The sequence below is a fragment of the Wolbachia endosymbiont of Drosophila simulans wHa genome, from assembly GCF_000376605.1.
Classification (GTDB): Bacteria; Pseudomonadota; Alphaproteobacteria; order Rickettsiales; family Anaplasmataceae; genus Wolbachia; species Wolbachia pipientis.
In genome coordinates this window covers 368071-384086 of sequence record NC_021089.1, presented here as the reverse complement: position 1 = coordinate 384086, position 16016 = coordinate 368071, and the positions used below count along the sequence as shown (strand labels likewise).

General features: G+C 35.5%; 14 protein-coding genes and 1 pseudogene. 7 read left to right on the top strand and 8 right to left on the bottom strand.

The window, feature by feature from the left end; translation table 11 throughout:
* The first annotated feature begins 38 nt into the window (after positions 1–38).
* Positions 39–332, top strand: coding sequence for a hypothetical protein (locus WHA_RS01690; protein ID WP_010962608.1), 294 nt, complete (start codon positions 39–41; stop codon positions 330–332).
* A 192-nt stretch (positions 333–524) separates the two neighbouring features.
* Here WHA_RS01690 and WHA_RS01685 read toward each other — a convergent pair whose 3' ends face one another.
* From WHA_RS01685 to WHA_RS01660, 6 genes are all read right to left on the bottom strand, one after another.
* Entirely contained in the window at positions 525–1322 is a 798-nt protein-coding gene (locus WHA_RS01685) for a hypothetical protein (protein WP_015588974.1), read from the bottom strand.
* A 49-nt stretch (positions 1323–1371) separates the two neighbouring features.
* Positions 1372–2046, bottom strand: coding sequence for an orotidine-5'-phosphate decarboxylase (gene pyrF / locus WHA_RS01680; RefSeq protein WP_006280567.1), 675 nt, complete (start codon positions 2044–2046; stop codon positions 1372–1374).
* Between the two features lie 30 nt (positions 2047–2076).
* The gene (locus tag WHA_RS01675; RefSeq protein WP_015588973.1) at positions 2077–3399 is read right to left on the bottom strand and encodes a coiled-coil domain-containing protein; all 1323 of its coding nucleotides are present in this window, start codon (positions 3397–3399) and stop codon (positions 2077–2079) included.
* Positions 3400–3555: 156 nt separating this feature from the next.
* Entirely contained in the window at positions 3556–4329 is a 774-nt protein-coding gene (locus WHA_RS01670; protein ID WP_041573506.1) for a hypothetical protein, read from the bottom strand.
* Entirely contained in the window at positions 4260–5141 is an 882-nt protein-coding gene (locus WHA_RS01665; RefSeq protein ID WP_179943639.1) for a hypothetical protein, read from the bottom strand. Before WHA_RS01665 ends, WHA_RS01670 begins: the two co-directional genes overlap by 70 nt.
* A 61-nt stretch (positions 5142–5202) precedes the next feature.
* A complete protein-coding gene (locus tag WHA_RS01660; protein ID WP_015588970.1) occupies positions 5203–7671 on the bottom strand; it encodes a valine--tRNA ligase in 2469 nt (822 codons plus the stop codon).
* A 259-nt stretch (positions 7672–7930) separates the two neighbouring features.
* On the opposite strand from WHA_RS01660, the gene WHA_RS05980 reads away from it, so the two are divergent.
* Entirely contained in the window at positions 7931–8863 is a 933-nt protein-coding gene (locus WHA_RS05980) for a hypothetical protein (protein WP_015588969.1), read from the top strand.
* 50 nt (positions 8864–8913) lie between these two features.
* Here the strand turns inward: WHA_RS05980 and WHA_RS01650 are convergent, their stop codons facing one another.
* Positions 8914–9429, bottom strand: coding sequence for a gamma carbonic anhydrase family protein (locus WHA_RS01650; protein ID WP_015588968.1), 516 nt, complete (start codon positions 9427–9429; stop codon positions 8914–8916).
* Between the two features lie 144 nt (positions 9430–9573).
* On the opposite strand from WHA_RS01650, the gene secG reads away from it, so the two are divergent.
* From secG to WHA_RS07475, 4 genes and pseudogenes are all read left to right on the top strand, one after another.
* The gene (secG, locus tag WHA_RS01645) at positions 9574–9894 is read left to right on the top strand and encodes a preprotein translocase subunit SecG (protein WP_007548880.1); all 321 of its coding nucleotides are present in this window, start codon (positions 9574–9576) and stop codon (positions 9892–9894) included.
* Positions 9894–11498, top strand: coding sequence for a CTP synthase (locus WHA_RS01640; protein WP_015588967.1), 1605 nt, complete (start codon positions 9894–9896; stop codon positions 11496–11498). The genes secG and WHA_RS01640 overlap by 1 nt, the downstream gene beginning before the upstream one ends.
* A gap of 25 nt (positions 11499–11523) precedes the next feature.
* On the top strand, positions 11524–11934 hold the full coding sequence (locus WHA_RS01635) for a nucleoside deaminase (protein WP_015588966.1): 411 nt from the start codon (positions 11524–11526) through the stop codon (positions 11932–11934).
* 170 nt (positions 11935–12104) lie between these two features.
* Positions 12105–12215 (top strand): annotated as a pseudogene (locus WHA_RS07475) (WPE palindromic element domain-containing protein); the annotation flags it as partial.
* A gap of 183 nt (positions 12216–12398) precedes the next feature.
* On the opposite strand, the gene WHA_RS01630 reads toward WHA_RS07475, so the two are convergent.
* Positions 12399–13664: an MFS transporter gene (locus tag WHA_RS01630; protein WP_081600767.1), complete on the bottom strand. Its 1266-nt coding sequence runs from the start codon at positions 13662–13664 to the stop codon at positions 12399–12401.
* A 1081-nt stretch (positions 13665–14745) separates the two neighbouring features.
* Here WHA_RS01630 and WHA_RS01625 point away from each other — a divergent pair.
* Entirely contained in the window at positions 14746–15846 is a 1101-nt protein-coding gene (locus WHA_RS01625) for an ATP-binding protein (protein WP_015588963.1), read from the top strand.
* Positions 15847–16016: the final 170 nt, after the last annotated feature.

Genomic DNA, 16016 nt, shown 5'->3' with positions numbered 1-16016 from the left:
TTTGAAAATGAAATAAAAATGGAAATAAGGTAATAGGAATGGCATCCATAGATGTTTCCCACAGTTGTACGAATATTGCAATATGGTACATAGTAAACGATGTCATTCCAGTGCTTGACACTGGGATCCAGCTTCTATGCAACTTAATTAAAAACGTTTGTTTTAGCGTAAGACAACTACCTTTAGCTCATCAGCTCAGTTATAAGCAAAATTTCTGGATTCCAGTGTCAAGCACTGGAATGACATCATCTGTTGTGCAATTTACCTTTAAAAATGAATATCCGTACAGTTATGTGCTTGGCACTGAAATGGCATCATTTTTTATCTGTTGAAAATGTAAACCGAAAAATAGCGTGGCACTTTGTGCCACGCTTAGTACTGTAAGCTTAATCCAGTAATTAAATTAAGCGAGGTAAAATAAAAGATAATGACACTATATAATGTTCGTTCTTTTATGTCAAGCACTTTTTTGAATTTTTTTGGTGATAATTTTTATCCAGTTATTTTATTATTGTAGTATAATTTCAATGCCAGATACTATCATTATGATCACTATCTAAATTTAAATCGTAATTATCATCAAATTTATATATCCCCTCCATCTCTTCTCTATGCAATTCATGTGAATCACCTAAAGCTTTTTGATTAGAAACGTCAACACAATACTGTAACAGTGCTCTTAATGCTCCAGCACTATCTTGATCTAAATTAAAATTGCTAAAATCAAATTTCTGCATACTCTCCACATGTCCTTCTCTACATAACCTACATATCTTAGCAAAAGCCCTTTCACTTTCTCGACTCCAAGCATTAAGAAAGTAAGGATCTACTACTTTGCTAAATTGTTTCTCTATCTCTTCAAGAGAGCTCTCTGGATTAAGTTCTAATATTACTTTGAAAATCCCACTGCCATGGAATCTATAAAATTTACTAGATAAGCTATCTTTTACAAAATTAACTGCATCATCTATTGTAACACCAGAGCGAGATTCAAATATCATCTCAAATGCTCCATAACAACTATCAATACCAAAATTAATTATTTTTTCCATAAAATCAATTACCTCTTCTAAGGAAATTTGTGGCTTATTCCTCAAGATAACTTCTAAACTCTTGACAAAATTATGCCCATGCTGACCCATAGCATGGGTTTTCCCATTTATTGTATAATGATATAGCTTCTTATTTTCTATTATATGCTTATTGCACTGGTAGATATGTAGCTTATTCAATTTGCCAGAATATTCCTCTATTTCCTTATCTGGTAATTTTGAGCGGAATTCCTTGATTACTTCGCGTATTATTCTATTGATATTACTCATGCTTATTCCTAATTAATATGTTAGTATTTTTATAAATTAAGTTATTATATTAAAATTCTTTCATGGATTTCAATATTAGCTCCGCACTACTTGTAGTTTTTGTAATGGGTCTGCCAATGACGATATAATCAGCTCCTGAATTTATTGCTTCTTTTGGTGTTGCTGTTCTTTTTTGGTCGTCATGACCTGGATCTATACGAATTCCTGGAGTAATAATTTTAAAGTCTTCACCGCATTCTCGGCGCACTTCTTGAGCTTCTAGTGCAGAACAGACTACTCCATGGAGTCCAATCTTTTTTGCAAGCTTTGCAAGCAAAATTACCTGTGATTTTGCCTCTCTTGCTACTCCAAGCTCGTTTAAATCCTCATTGCTCATACTAGTTAGCACTGTCACCCCAATCAGCTTTATTTTTGTGCCTTGCACTACACTTAGCGCTTCTTCAAGCATTTTTGTTCCACCGCTGATGTGCAGAGTTAACATTTCAATGTTCAGAACTTTTATTACTTCAACTGTTTTGGCTACAGTGTTTGGAATGTCATGCAATTTCAGATCTAAAAAAATTGGTACATTGCATTTTGCAACTTCTTGCACTCCAGAAAGACCTTGAGCAGCAAAAAATTCTAATCCCAGCTTTACCATGCCAACTTTACCACGCAGAGCATTAGCTAGAGAAATAGCCTTATTTAAGTCTTGTGTATCCAGTGCGCATATTATTGGGTTCATTATCTTGCATGATTTATCTTATAATAAGACTCATTGTTGTGTTTTGCAAATACTTTCACTCTGATTGAACTGACTGCGTTCATAAGATTCTGTCAATAGTGAATTTGGCAACTTGGTCGGGGTGGATGAGCGACTGACAAATAATGATTCATATCCAAGATCTTCCAGCGAAGAAGAAGGCGTTTCGTCTGGCAAAAGCCGTGCAATTTCTCCTTGTAACGCAGACTTTAATATTTGAATCGTATCTAATATTGCTTTTCCATCATTATTTCTTATTGGTTCTTCTATATTGTCTGTTACGCATCTTATCAACAGTTGCGCAAAATTCACTTGTTTTTCTTTCTCTTTCAAAAAATCTTCTATTTGACTGTCTCGTTCTAAAAGTGAATTTCTTAAACTTTTTACTTCATTATTACAATCTTTTCTTATCCCATCTAACTCAAAAGATTGATTTTTAATTAAACCATTTGCTTCATCTAACTCTTCAAATTTCTCTTTTAATTCTTTAGATAAATTTTTCTTTTCTTTGTTGACCTCTTTAATTTTACATTGTAGCTTATCTAAGTTTGCATGCAGTCTTTCTTGTTCTTCACGTAATTCCTCTACTTCTTTAGAAAATCTATTTTTTTCCTTATTCAATGCCTCTACTTTTTCACTAAGTTCATGTTTTTTCTCACGTAGTGCCTTTTGTACTTCACGTGACGTTTCTATTCTATCATTTAACCCCTTATTCTCTAGCTCTAAATGTTTATTATCATCCACTTCCATCTTCAGCTTTGCAATAAATCTACTTCTTTCTTCCAACTGTTTCTTTAAACATGAGATTTCAAGTTTTAATTTCTCTTCCTGCTCATTAAGCTTACCTATTTCCTTTCTTGTTTTGTCCAATTCATTGTCTATTTCAAACGTACGATTCTTTGCTGTTTCTAATTTTTTCTCTAAAGATTTTTTTTCTTCAAGAAGAGATTCTCTCTCAACTTCTGACTCATTTACTTTCTGATTCAATTTTTTTGCTCTCTTGTCTAAATTTTGCTTTTCTCGAGTTAATTCATGTTTTAATTTTTCCACTTCTTTGTTTGCAGCTTTTTCAGCTTCCTTTCCTAGAGTTATTTTATTTTCCAACTCTTGCTCTTTCTGAGCGAATTTATTTCTCTCAACCTCTATTTTTTTATTATTACTAATTATTTTATACGAAAGTGCAAGCACCAAAACAGATAATGTAGCTAAAGCAAGAATTAGAGGAAGAGGCACATTAGAAGTTACAATAAGCGCTAAAGATGTAAGTAACGTAAGAGTAGCTAAGGAACTAGCTACAAAATAAAATGCATTAGCCTCACTAAGCAAATTGCTCATTACTCCCCTCCCCCCACGTTCAGCAGTCTTGTATATATTTATTAAAATTCTCTTATCTGTGGAGGAATTATAGTGCTGCACCTACAACAAACTTTCCTTTTTCAGCCTGCTAGCTAAAAATAGCTAAGGTTTTATGTATCCAGTGTACAACTGTACTCAAAATGTGTGGCAGCTGTTGGTCGGGGTAGAACATCCAATGGTATATCCAGAATCACATGAAGCATCATTCAGCTTTTTATATGGCGGTCTTATTGGAGTGGATATATAAGGTGGTTTTGGTTTCGGGAACTGTTTATTAACAGACTCATTTTCACCTATTCCTTCAAGTTCTGATAAATGTTCACTGCTTATATCTGAAGAAATGGAATGACTTTGCTCGTCTTCCTGCCCAGTTACTGCTTGCAGATGTTCAACTTTTCTTTTCAAATCAGAATTATGTTCTCTTAATTCCTCGCATCCGTCATCCAACTCTTTTTCGCTACTTTTCAACTCACTGTTATTATCGCGCAACTTTTCATTAAGTTTTTTTAACTCTCCGATCTTATCAAGATTTTCATTGTTTTCCTCTTCTAATTCCTTGTTTTCCTCTTCTAATTTCTTGCATAGTTTTTCTTTTTGTTCTAAATCTGCAGCTAGCTGGATCGTTTCTTGCGCTTTTTTATTTAACTCTTTTTTCAATCGTCCTTCTTCTTCTAATACATCATCTAAATCAGATTGTAAACAAGAAGTTTTGCCTTTTTCTTTTCTTAACTGCACTGCTAATTTTCCTACTTTTTTCCTTTTCTCCTCTAAACATGTTTCCAATTCTGTTATTCTTTCTTTTAATGAAAGAGCTAAAATTCCTTCATATTTTAATTCATCTAACTGCCTTTTTCTTTTCTTAACTGCACTGCTAATTTTCCTACTTTTTTCCTTTTCTCCTCTAAACATGTTTCCAATTCTGTTATTCTTTCTTTTAATGAAAGAGCTAAAATTCCTTCATATTTTAATTCATCTAACTGCCTTTTTAAGGAATCTATTTCTCTTTGAGATTGAGATAATTCCTCCATTAAAGAATCCACTCTTTCATTCAATCTTACATTTTCATCACGTAACTCTTGGTATTCAAGAGAAAGCATCTTCTCCTTATGTTCTAACTGACCTTGTACTTTTGCACTCAATTCTGTATTTTCATCGTGTAAATCTTTGTTCTTATTATTAAGAGCACCTATCTTACCCTCTAATTCTCGGATTTGATTACCTTTATTATTTAACTCTTTTGTAGCATTATCTAATTTTTGCTGTGCATCATCTTGTTGTGTCTTTAACTGCTCTATTTCCTTATTTAACCCTGCAATTTCGCTTTCCAAATCTTGCTTTTCTCGAGTTAATTGATCTTTTAATTCCTTCACTTCTTTATTTACAGCTTCTTTAGCTTTTTCTCCCAGAGCTATTTTACTTTCTAACTCTTGTACCTTACTCTCTGATTGTTGTTTTACGCTTTCTAACTCTTGCTCTTTTTCAGCAAATTTATTTTTCTCAACCTCTATTTTCTTATTATTACTAATTATTTTACATGAAAGTGCAAGCACCAAAATAGAAAGTATAGACAAACTCAAAGCAACAGGAAGAGCTACATTAAAGGCTGCAACTGAAGACAAGAACTTAACATAAGGGGCAACAGCAAGTGTCCCAGACGCAAGCAATACCAAAGTAGCAAGAGCACCAGCTATAAGATATGGTGCATTGGTTTTACTATACAAATCCCTCATACTAATAATGATTACAATAGCATGGATATTAAAGGAAGTAAAGCTATAAAAATCAGTATAAGTCTATATTCACTATGTATTTTCCGTCTTCAGTTTCAAGCTCAGACTGCATCCACTCTATCATTTCTGCATTGCACACTGCCTGCAAATCATCCTGTGCAGATTGATCTAACTTATCCTCTTGTACGCTCGCTTTTATCATCAACTTTTTTATCAGATGCTTAACTGATACATTATTATCTGCCTTTATCTTTCTGATAATGTTTAATATCTGAATAACATTATCTCCCATTTCCTCTGAATATTTATCGTAGATAAGTTCTTCTTTGCTCGGCCAATTACTTTGATTGTGTACAGAATTATAACTATACAACTGGTGGTATATCTCTTCTGTAATGTAAGGCAAGAAAGGTGCAAATAACCGCAAAATAATATTCAGTACATATGCCAAACTTTGCTTTGCACTTAAGGTTGCTTCACTGCTTCCGTACGCGCGTTTTTTTACTAATTCCAAGTAGTTATCACAAAAATCCTTCCAAAAAAATTCTTCTACTGCGCCCAAAGCTTCGCAGTATTCAAACTGTAATAGGTTATTCGTTGCTTTACCTATTACTTTGTACAGCTTAGACAGTATCCATTTATCCATCGTCTCACTGATGGAATTTATGCTTACTGTTTGATGCTTTTCCATGAACATGGAAACAAACTTGCTAGCGTTCCAAAGTTTTGTAACGAGGCGCTTGCCAATTTTGAATATATTTTCAGAGTAGACTGTATCAACTCCAAGCCTTGAGTTCGCTGCCCAATAGCGCACTACATCAGCTCCATAAGTTTCAAGTATTACATGAGGAGTAATGATGTTACCCTTTGATTTACTCATCTTTTTCTTATCATCTGCTAAACACCAACCGCTGATCATAATGTTTTTCCAAGGTAAAGAATTTGCATGATAATGTGCCTTTAAAATAGTATAAAAAGCCCAAGTTCTTATTATCTCATGGCTCTGGCTGCGCAGATCTGCAGGAAATATCGTATCATAGCGATGATTTGGTAAGCTAAACTCACTGTTTACTGCTAGTGCACTTAGTTGAGGAGTAATTGAACTTGTGGCCCAGGTATCCATTACATCTTGATCTGGGATAACCTCTTCTTTGCTATACCCTTTTGGCAAATCTTTCAATGGATCTATAGGCAGGTCCTTTATCTCAGCTAGAATAATTTTACCTTCTTCTCCCTTACGGTTGGAATACCACGCTGGAAATGGCACACCAAAATAACGTTGCCTTGAGATGCACCAGTCCCAATTTAGCCCTTCTATCCACACTTCCATACGTTTACGCATAGTAGCTGGATGCCAATTGCATTCTTTTACTTTATCTAATACTTGAGCTTTTTGCTCTAAAGTCTTGATAAACCATTGATAAGTAGGCAATATCTCAAGTGGTGCACCAGATCTTTCTGCGCACTTAACAGAATGAGAAATGTTAGTGCTTTCTACCAAAAGTCCTTTTTCAGTTAGGATTTCGATCATCCTCTTTCTTGCTGCTACAATTTTTAGTCCATTTATTTCATAGATTCCAGCGTCACGCGCTGGAATGACGCCGGGGTGTGGTGGAATGACATCATGAAGGTTCATCCTCCCATCCTGATCGATGATAATTTTCATCGGCAGATTATGCTTTTGCTGCCAATATATGTCGAGCTCATCACCGAATGTACAACACATAACAAGCCCAGTGCCTTTATCTATTTTAGCCTTATCATCAGCTATTATTGGAACTTTTGTCTCTGTGATCGGCACCACGGCTGTTTTTCCGATCAGATGGGTGTAGCGCGCATCCTCTGGATGACAAAAAACTGCAACACATGCGGGAAGTAACTCAGGCCGCGTAGTTGCAATATTGATCTGCTCATTTTCTTGAGTAGAGAAAACTATCGTGTTTAAGGATGACTCAAAAACTTTATCTTCTATTTCTGCTTGTGCAATTGCTGTTTTATCAACCGGGTCCCAAAGGATGGGCTGCATTTTTCTATATGCATATCCCTTATTATATAGATCAATAAACGACATCTGTGAAAGCGTCACAGTTTCCTTGCTGATCGTGTGGTATTCCAAATCCCAGTCATAACTAATGCCGACCGATTTAAATAGTTCCTTGAATTCTTGCTTTGATTTTTCAATAACCTCATGGCACATCTCTATAAATTTTTCCCTGCCAACTTCTTTTGCGCGGGTTTTATAGGTTTGCTCAACCAATCTTTCAGTGGGAAGCCCATTATCATCAAACCCAATTGGGTAAAACACATCTTTTCCCAGCATGCGCTGAAACCTTGCAATAAAGTCCGTGTGGCAATAGCTAAATATATGGCCGATATGGAGTTTTCCTGATATTGTCGGTGGAGGCGTGTCTATAGTGAAAGTGTTATCCTTTTCACCATTCCATTTATAAACTTTACTACCTTCCCATAATATGTTGCATTTGTCTTCAACTTCTTTAAAGCCGTATTTTTCTTTTAACATAAATATTTCTCAATTTTAAACTTTAAGCTAGCAACGTCATACCGCCGCGGTATCTCTAGATCCCGCTAACAAGCAGCGGAATGACGATGGTCGGTAAACCTAAATTACTTTAGCTATAGCACAATTAAGTAAATACGGCAATTTTACGCCAAAATTTTTTGTTTACGAACATAAATTTTCTATGCTATGATAAAAATATTACTTGACCTTAGGTTCTAAGGGTATTATGTAATGTTAATTATATATATTGAGGTTAAATATGCATAATTCAAATCAAAATCTTTCACCTGGAGCAACTTCACCAACTGATATAACATCTGATCAAGAAGGAACTATAAATAAAAACTCTATTGAATCAGGAACAGAGCAGTCGTTACAAGGTTCTTTAGTTGGTAATCAAGAGTCTTTAAATGATTATGTTGATGCGAGTAGCACGCCTGTGTCTGAAGGGATTAATGATACAATGCAGGTTGCCGATGATAATGAGGTTACGTCGGGCAATAAAGGTAATCGAAGTGTTGTTTCTAGTGATATCACGACATTAAGTGAAGGTTCTGTTAATGGGCAAGAAGGTGTTACTAAGTCAAAAAAAGGAAAAGGAAAAAGATCAACAAGTAAAAGAATACAACGGAGTAAGCAGCAGTTAAAAGAGAAAGACGAGGAAATAACAGCATTCAAAGCTCAACAAAATACACAAGAAGTTGCGGACTTACAGCAACAGTTACAAGCTAAAGACGAGGAAATAACAGCATTCAAAGCTCAACAAAATACACAAGAAGTTGCGGACTTACAGCAACAATTAGCAGATAAAGAGAAAGAAATAGCACAACTAAAACAACAACAGCCAAATGCTGAAGTTGACAAACTGAAGGCAGACTTAACAGCTAAAGAGAAAGAAGTTGACAAGCTAAAGAAGGAAAATAAAGAATTAGAAGCTGAAAACAAAAAAATTCAACAACTAAAACAAGGCAATGGAGCACGGTACACTGCTACTGTTGGTATGGGTCTTGCTGCTGGACTGATAGCATTTACTGCACTTGAACGTACAGTTAAGTTAGAGATGTTAGTAATGATTGGTATAGCAGTAGCATCTGCACTCGTAGCCGGTGGTATTACATATGCAGTATTACCTAGTACTCAAGTAGATGGGGCAAAAGCACAAGAAGTAAATGAGAATGGGGAAAAGAAGTAACAAGGGTTAAGCCGAAATGTACGTGTCAAGTAAAACACTTGACGCGAGCTTCAGTTTTTATATTCATTCATTAGCATAACATAATTTTGTGCTGATTGTGTAATATGTTTAATTTCTTCATTCGACATTTTTTTGAAGAATTTTGCTGGCCTGCCAGCCCATATTTCCCCACTTTTTATCACTTTTCCGTGTGTTACCAGTGAGCCAGCAGCTACCATAGCTTCAGGCTCCACAACTGCATGGTCCATCACGGTAGAGCCCATACCAATAAACGCCTTATCATGCACCGTGCATGCGTGCAACACACAAAAATGTCCCACTGTTACCATGCTGCCAATAATTGTGTCACCACCTGGGTTTCTATCCACATGAATTACCGTTCCATCTTGAATATTTGTTCCATTACCTATTTTTATTGATCCAACGTCCCCTCTGATTACACAATTAAACCAGATGCTTGCATCTCTTCCTATTTCAACCTTGCCTATGATATGCGAACCACCTGCGATGAAAGCACTTTCGTCTATTTTTGGTTCATAATTTTTGTATTTTAAAATGTGATACATATTAAGCCCAAAGTTTTATGCATATGTTAATCAAAATAAGGTAAGCAGTAAATACATACTTAGATTTCAAGTTATTTGGGTGACAGATGTTCTTGACTTACGTGCTTTGTACTGCTAAAATTTTTATTTTCAGCCCTATCTATAATGTCAGTAGCGGTATTAAGTATATTTCAAATAATATTGGTTGTTGTGTTAGTAATTTTAGTGCTCTTGCAGCCGCCTGGAAGTAGTTCGTTAAGTGGTTTTAGTAATACACAACAGGGGGTCAATTCGATGATTCCGGTGAAATCTTCTGAAAACCCGCTCAGCAGAATAACGGCTATTGTTGCTGGATTGTTTATTATAAACACATTGCTATTGTCAGGATTATGTTCAAAAGACGTACATAAAAAATCGATCGCAGAAAAAATTATATTAGAAAAAAAGCAAGAAAGTGAATCTACTTCTGTTCCATTTGAAAATTAATGAAGGAAGCTAAATTTATCTTTGTCACAGGTGGAGTTGTGTCATCGCTTGGTAAAGGCTTAGTTGCTTCGAGTGTTGGTGCGCTTCTTCAAGCTCACGGTTTTAAGATCCGTATCAGAAAACTTGACCCGTATCTCAACATTGATCCTGGGACAATGAACCCAACTCAGCACGGAGAGGTATTTGTTACCGAAGATGGTGCTGAAACTGATTTGGATCTTGGGCATTATGAGCGTTTTACTGGAATTAAAGCAACAAAAGATGACAATATAACAACTGGTAAGATATATCATGAGTTATTGAAGAAAGAGAGGCGTGGTGATTATCTGGGCAAAACTGTGCAAGTCATTCCTCATGTAACAGATTTGATCAAATCGTTCATTTTTAATGGTACGGAAGGTTTAGATTTTGTAATATGTGAAATAGGCGGAACTGTAGGTGACATTGAAAGCCAACCATTTTTGGAGGCTATACGCCAAGTTAACTACACATTAGGAAAACAAAGAGTTATCCTGATTCACTTAACTTTAATACCATATCTTACCGCAGCGCAAGAATTAAAGACAAAACCAACGCAGCATTCAGTTCGAGAGTTAAATTCCGCGGGGTTACAACCAGATATTATATTATGCCGCAGTGAGAAAGAAATTTTCGATAATCAAAGAGAGAAAATAGCTAAGCTTTGCAATGTTTCTTTATCCAATGTGATACCTGCCCCTGATGTGAGTCATATATATGAGTTACCGGTGTTGTATAGCCAATGTGGGCTTGATACGCAAATTTTGGAGCACTTTCATTTAAGTAAGCCAAAACCAAGCTTGACTGAATGGGATCAAATAGTGCATTCCATAAGGCACCCAACACAGGAAGTTACTGTATCTATAGTGGGAAAATACACCGAATTCCCTGATGCATACAAATCACTGGTTGAAGCATTAAATCATGGTGCGATTAGTAATAAAGTCAAAGTAAAGATAAATTGGGTTAACTCAAGAGAGAAGGAAGAAAAACCTATAAATGAAAAGCTTATAGGGGAGAAGTTACAGAATTCTCATGCAATCCTTGTTCCAGGGGGGTTTGGTGATGACGGAGTAGAGGGTAAAATATTAGCAATAAATTATGCCCGTACAAATAATATCCCATTTTTCGGAATTTGCCTTGGTATGCAGCTTGCAATTATTGAATTTGCTCGTAATGTTGTTAAGCTTGAAGATGCACACTCTGAAGAATTTCGTAACTGTAAACATCCAATCGTTAAGTTAGCTGGCGATCAAGATGACGATCTTGGTGGAACCATGAGACTTGGGGCATACAAATGTAATATAAATGCAAACTCTAAAATGATGGATGCATATAGTAACACTACTATTTCAGAAAGACACAGGCATAGGTACATAATCAATTCAGATTATAAAGATGACTTAGAAAAAAATGGGCTGTTATGCAGTGGCATATCAGAAGATGGAACGTGCATAGAGGCAGTGGAGTTAGAGAGTCATCCGTGGTTTATTGGTGTGCAGTTTCATCCAGAATTTCAATCAAAGCCGTTTTCTCCTCATCCTCTTTTCGTGTCGTTCGTTAAAGCAGCAATTGATAAGAAATAAGTGCCTAGTGTTTAAGTATCAATATATGGAGCTTGCCATAGAGCAAGCCAAACTCGCTCAAAAAAATGATGAGGTGCCCATAGGTGCTGTAATAGTGAGTGGAGACAATATCATTTCTTCTGCACACAATATATCCAGCGATCCAACTGCACATGCAGAGATGTTAGCGATCAGACAAGCATTTTCAACTCCCACGCTTTGTGATGCTGATATGTACGTAACATTAGAACCATGTCCGATGTGTGCTCAAGCCATTTCCTTTGCCAGAATTAAACGATTGTACTTTGGAGCTTATAATCCAAAAGGTGGAGGAATTGAAAATGGTGCTAAGATATTTCAATTTTGCAGCCATATACCTGAAGTTTATGGTGGGATATTAGAAACAGAATGCTCTTTTTTGTTAAAGGATTTTTTTGAGAAACTAAGGAACATTTGATAAATCGTCATGCTACTTGTTTTCCGATACAAAATCGTCATCCCGCTACGTGTTAGCGGGATCTAGAGATACCGTGACGGTATGGCGGTTAAGTAATTCGTCATTCCAGCGCGTGACGCACAACTATACAAACATTGTCCACCAGCAGGGTGTCATCCGAGTAGCTGACACTGCCCTCCTTTGTCATCCCAGTGCCCAGACACTGGGATCCAGAAGACTTAATTTTAACCAAGTGGCTGCATAATAAAGGCTGGATTCCAGTGTCAAGCACTGGAATGACATTACAGGGACACTGGGATGACATCATCCTTTTCTCTGGATTCCAGACTGGAATGACAGCAGTCCTACGTCATACCGTCACGGTATCTCTAGATCCCGCTAACAAGCAGCGGGATGACGGTTGTCAGGGTGTCAGCTACTTAGATGAAACCCTTTCCCGGTCTATCAAATCACATAGGAGAAAACTAAGACCAATCAAATTTCTTATCTTGCAGTTTTATTTGCAATATTGCTACCACACTGATCAACAAGCAGAAGACTATATAAAGCCCAGCAGCAAGGTTTGTTTGAGGAAATGTTACAGTCAACCAAATACAAACCATAGGAGTAAATCCTCCATGTAACGCATAAGAGATATTGCGTGATAAGCTCACACCACTAAATCTAACATTGGTAGGAAAGAGTTCAGATGCAACTATTCCTATGGGAACTATACCCCTTTCTATTATAGAGAGAACCATTACGCTCAACGCAATCACAAGATAATTTTTATAGTAATATGCAATAGATAACGCAGGACAACACAGTGCCATTGTAATTGCTATAAATAAGATTGCAGTGCGCTCTTTTCCAACTTTATCAGCCAACATTCCAAACGCTATTGAAGATATCGGCATTAATACACTGGTTATAATCAATACAATTTCGTTGATATATGTTGTTACATAAACATCCACTGATGCTATTTCCTTTGCGAGAGTTCGAAGAAATATGGTAAATCCAACAGCAACATTAACAGGTACAGATATTAAAATAGCAAGTATAAGAGCTCTCTTGTGGCGTTTTATAAGCTCTATTATTGGCAAATCAGGTAAATTTCTTTGTTTTCGATTTTTTTCATATGCTGGAGTTTCTCCCAATGTGTATATGCTATACGCGCTAATTAATCCTAAAATAGCTGAGAAAATAAATGGCAATCTCCAACCCAAGGTACAAAAATCAGTAGTTTTTTTGCAGATAATCACTATCACCGCAGAAAGCAAGACGCCAATGGAGCGACCAAAACCCATCATTCCAAAATACATCCCTAAGTTCTCTTTCCTACTGGATAAATGCTCTATAAGATAAACAGAACTTCCTTGTTCACCACCAAGTGCAATTCCTTGTGTTATATGGATTGCAAGAAGCAATATAGTAGAAATTATACCTACTTGATTGTGACTTGGAATAAATGCAATGAGACTTGATGGTATCGATATTAGCAAGATAGTAATTATTAATGCTATCCTCCTTCCATACCTGTCACCAACGTGACCAAATATGAATGCACCAAGTGGCCTTACAATTGCACCTAGCCCTACAATTCCAAATAATTGCAGTATGTTACTGTAGACATCTTTTGCAAAACAAAACTCTCTGCTGATTATGTTAATCAAATCAATAAAAAGCATGTAGTCATACCATATTGCGATTCTGCAGAGTATGGTTGATATCAACACCCTTGTTTGCACTAAATTCAATTCGTAAATGTTTGCTTATTCTATTCTGGCTGCTTTTTGGGATTTTACAACCTAAACATATGGAGTTGACTTTTTTATTATGGTGTGTGATAATTGCAATGAATATAGCTTATTTAGCAGCACTTATAGCAGCAGTAATACTTTGTGCTATAATGTGTATAAGCATTTTCTTTATATTATTTAAGGGAAAAAGAACACTTAGATTCAAAAGGATTTCTATCTCTTCTGAAAACAGTAGGTGTAATTTATATAATACTATCAATTATATCTCTCCCACTTATTATATTAAGCCTTACTACTCCGTCACCTCTGGTAGTAGGTATAGTAGGTGGTATCGTTGGTGCTATTTCCATAATACCATTAATAGTAGCTTACATTTTGCTTGTGGCTATATCGAATATCTTTATTACCAAGTCTTTATAAATTTGAGCTAATGTTACTGTCTTCATTTCTTCTTGGTTGTAATATTGCTGAAAGTTATCTATTTCCATAGGTATAACATATAATCTGATTTTATAAGATATTCTACCGGGATTAAAATATCGTAAATCTTAGGCGTTATAAACAAAATTTACAGGAAAAATAAGATGATACTACTCAAAAAGGCAAACAAGACGGTATTTTTCTGGCATAAGTTAGCGTTCAGCTTTACCTTTCCTTGCAAGACATTTTAGAGCTATTATGTCTTACTTCTTGAAGATACAAGTTAGCGTTTTTAACCCGAATTCTGGATTGGAGATTAAAAAAAACAAGAATATCAATAGCTTATTGTTTTAGCATTTACGATAAAGCAGTAAGCATTTTAAGACTAGTTACTAATTTAGTAAAATTCAAGACTTTCAATAATTTACCTAAAATCTAATCCAGAATTCTGGTTAATAATAAAATCTTGTTTTTTGAAAATGAATTTGGTAAACTTTAAAGATGTATGTGACAATATGGTGATATATTGTTTTTAGTATTTAATAAATTAAAGTACGTACTTGATAATTTTTCTGAACGCTCTAATCAAGCTAAAATAGGTAAGCTAGATAAAATTATTCTTAGTTTAAAATTGGTATAAGGTATTAAGATGAAAAAAATTGAAATTTCAGAATTACTAAAAAGAATTTCAATCTGTTTACTATGCGTGGCAACTATTGTCTCTATCGCTTTTTTGTTTGCCTATATGCATACAATGTTGCTTAGTAAAGGGTATGAGTTAGCTGCACATTATGTTAGTGAAGCTATGCCTTGTGTGTTACTTGTCGTTCCCCTTTTTATTGTTTGGTTTGTATATGATCAAGTATTCAGCAAACTAAAGGAAGTAGAGCTGCCTATATCGATAGAATTAGCTAATTCAGATGATAAAAGAATAACATTTGCTGATGCTATAATTGATGACTCCTTAAAACAACGGTTGCAGATGATTTGCTGTGACCAAATGACAGAAGAAATGCGCAAGCTGTTTGGAAATAAAAGTATTAATTCACTAAGAGGTTACATATTATATGGCCCTCCTGGAAATGGTAAAACACTTATCGCTCGTGCAATTGCAGGTGAATCAAATATGAATTTCATAAGCATCTCAGGTCCTGAACTTATTGGAGTATATATTGGTCATGGTGCACATGCTGTACGCGAGCTTTTTAAAATAGCAAAAAAATATTCTCCTTGTATAGTCTTTATAGATGAAATAGATGCAGTTGCTCAAAAAAGAAGTACCGCTAATAACTCAGCTTACCATTGTCGAGAGAGTTTAACACAGTTGTTAACTGAAATAGATGGATTTAAGAGCAGAAAAGATATAATAGTAATTGGTGCAACTAACCTTATCGGTGGTATAGATCCAGCACTTATTAGACCTGGACGTTTAGGTCAGAAGGTTTATGTCCCTAATCCAAACATAGAGGTGAGACAAAAGATATTGGCACTTTATATGCGAGGTACAAAAACTGATGAAAAGCTAAGCCTCCAAGACATTGCAGACAAGACTGAAGGCTATTCTGGGGCTGAGTTAGAGCAATTAGTGAATGAAGCAAAAATTAGCGCTGGTGCGCAAAGACGGCTTATAGTGAGTGAGGAAGATTTCAGTTACGCGCTTCACAGGTTAAGTCCAGAACAAGAAAGAGATAGAATAAAGTTAGTTTCAAACGCGAAGACACAGATAGAAGAAACTTCTTTTATACGGTAAACATAAAAATTGAAATTATAGAAGTGTAGCTGAGCCAACCTTCGTTATTCTTATTATTACCCACAAATAAAGACATGGTATTGCATTTACTCAAATAATTTAATTTTATTAACCTGAAAGCTTATTGGATTAAAATTATTAAATTAAGAGTTATAATTTTAGCAACTAAA

Bases quoted from the DNA above. Each gene is read 5' to 3' on its own strand.
- WHA_RS01690 (WP_010962608.1), top strand. From the start codon at position 39: ATGGCATCCATAGATGTTTCCCACAGTTGTACGAATATTGCAATATGG.
- WHA_RS01685 (WP_015588974.1), bottom strand. From the start codon at position 1,322: ATGAGTAATATCAATAGAATAATACGCGAAGTAATCAAGGAATTCCGC.
- pyrF (WP_006280567.1), bottom strand. From the start codon at position 2,046: ATGAACCCAATAATATGCGCACTGGATACACAAGACTTAAATAAGGCT.
- WHA_RS01675 (WP_015588973.1), bottom strand. From the start codon at position 3,399: ATGAGCAATTTGCTTAGTGAGGCTAATGCATTTTATTTTGTAGCTAGT.
- WHA_RS01670 (WP_041573506.1), bottom strand. From the start codon at position 4,329: ATGTTTAGAGGAGAAAAGGAAAAAAGTAGGAAAATTAGCAGTGCAGTT.
- WHA_RS01660 (WP_015588970.1), bottom strand. From the start codon at position 7,671: ATGTTAAAAGAAAAATACGGCTTTAAAGAAGTTGAAGACAAATGCAAC.
- WHA_RS05980 (WP_015588969.1), top strand. From the start codon at position 7,931: ATGCATAATTCAAATCAAAATCTTTCACCTGGAGCAACTTCACCAACT.
- WHA_RS01650 (WP_015588968.1), bottom strand. From the start codon at position 9,429: ATGTATCACATTTTAAAATACAAAAATTATGAACCAAAAATAGACGAA.
- secG (WP_007548880.1), top strand. From the start codon at position 9,574: ATGTCAGTAGCGGTATTAAGTATATTTCAAATAATATTGGTTGTTGTG.
- WHA_RS01640 (WP_015588967.1), top strand. From the start codon at position 9,894: ATGAAGGAAGCTAAATTTATCTTTGTCACAGGTGGAGTTGTGTCATCG.
- WHA_RS01635 (WP_015588966.1), top strand. From the start codon at position 11,524: ATGGAGCTTGCCATAGAGCAAGCCAAACTCGCTCAAAAAAATGATGAG.
- WHA_RS01625 (WP_015588963.1), top strand. From the start codon at position 14,746: ATGAAAAAAATTGAAATTTCAGAATTACTAAAAAGAATTTCAATCTGT.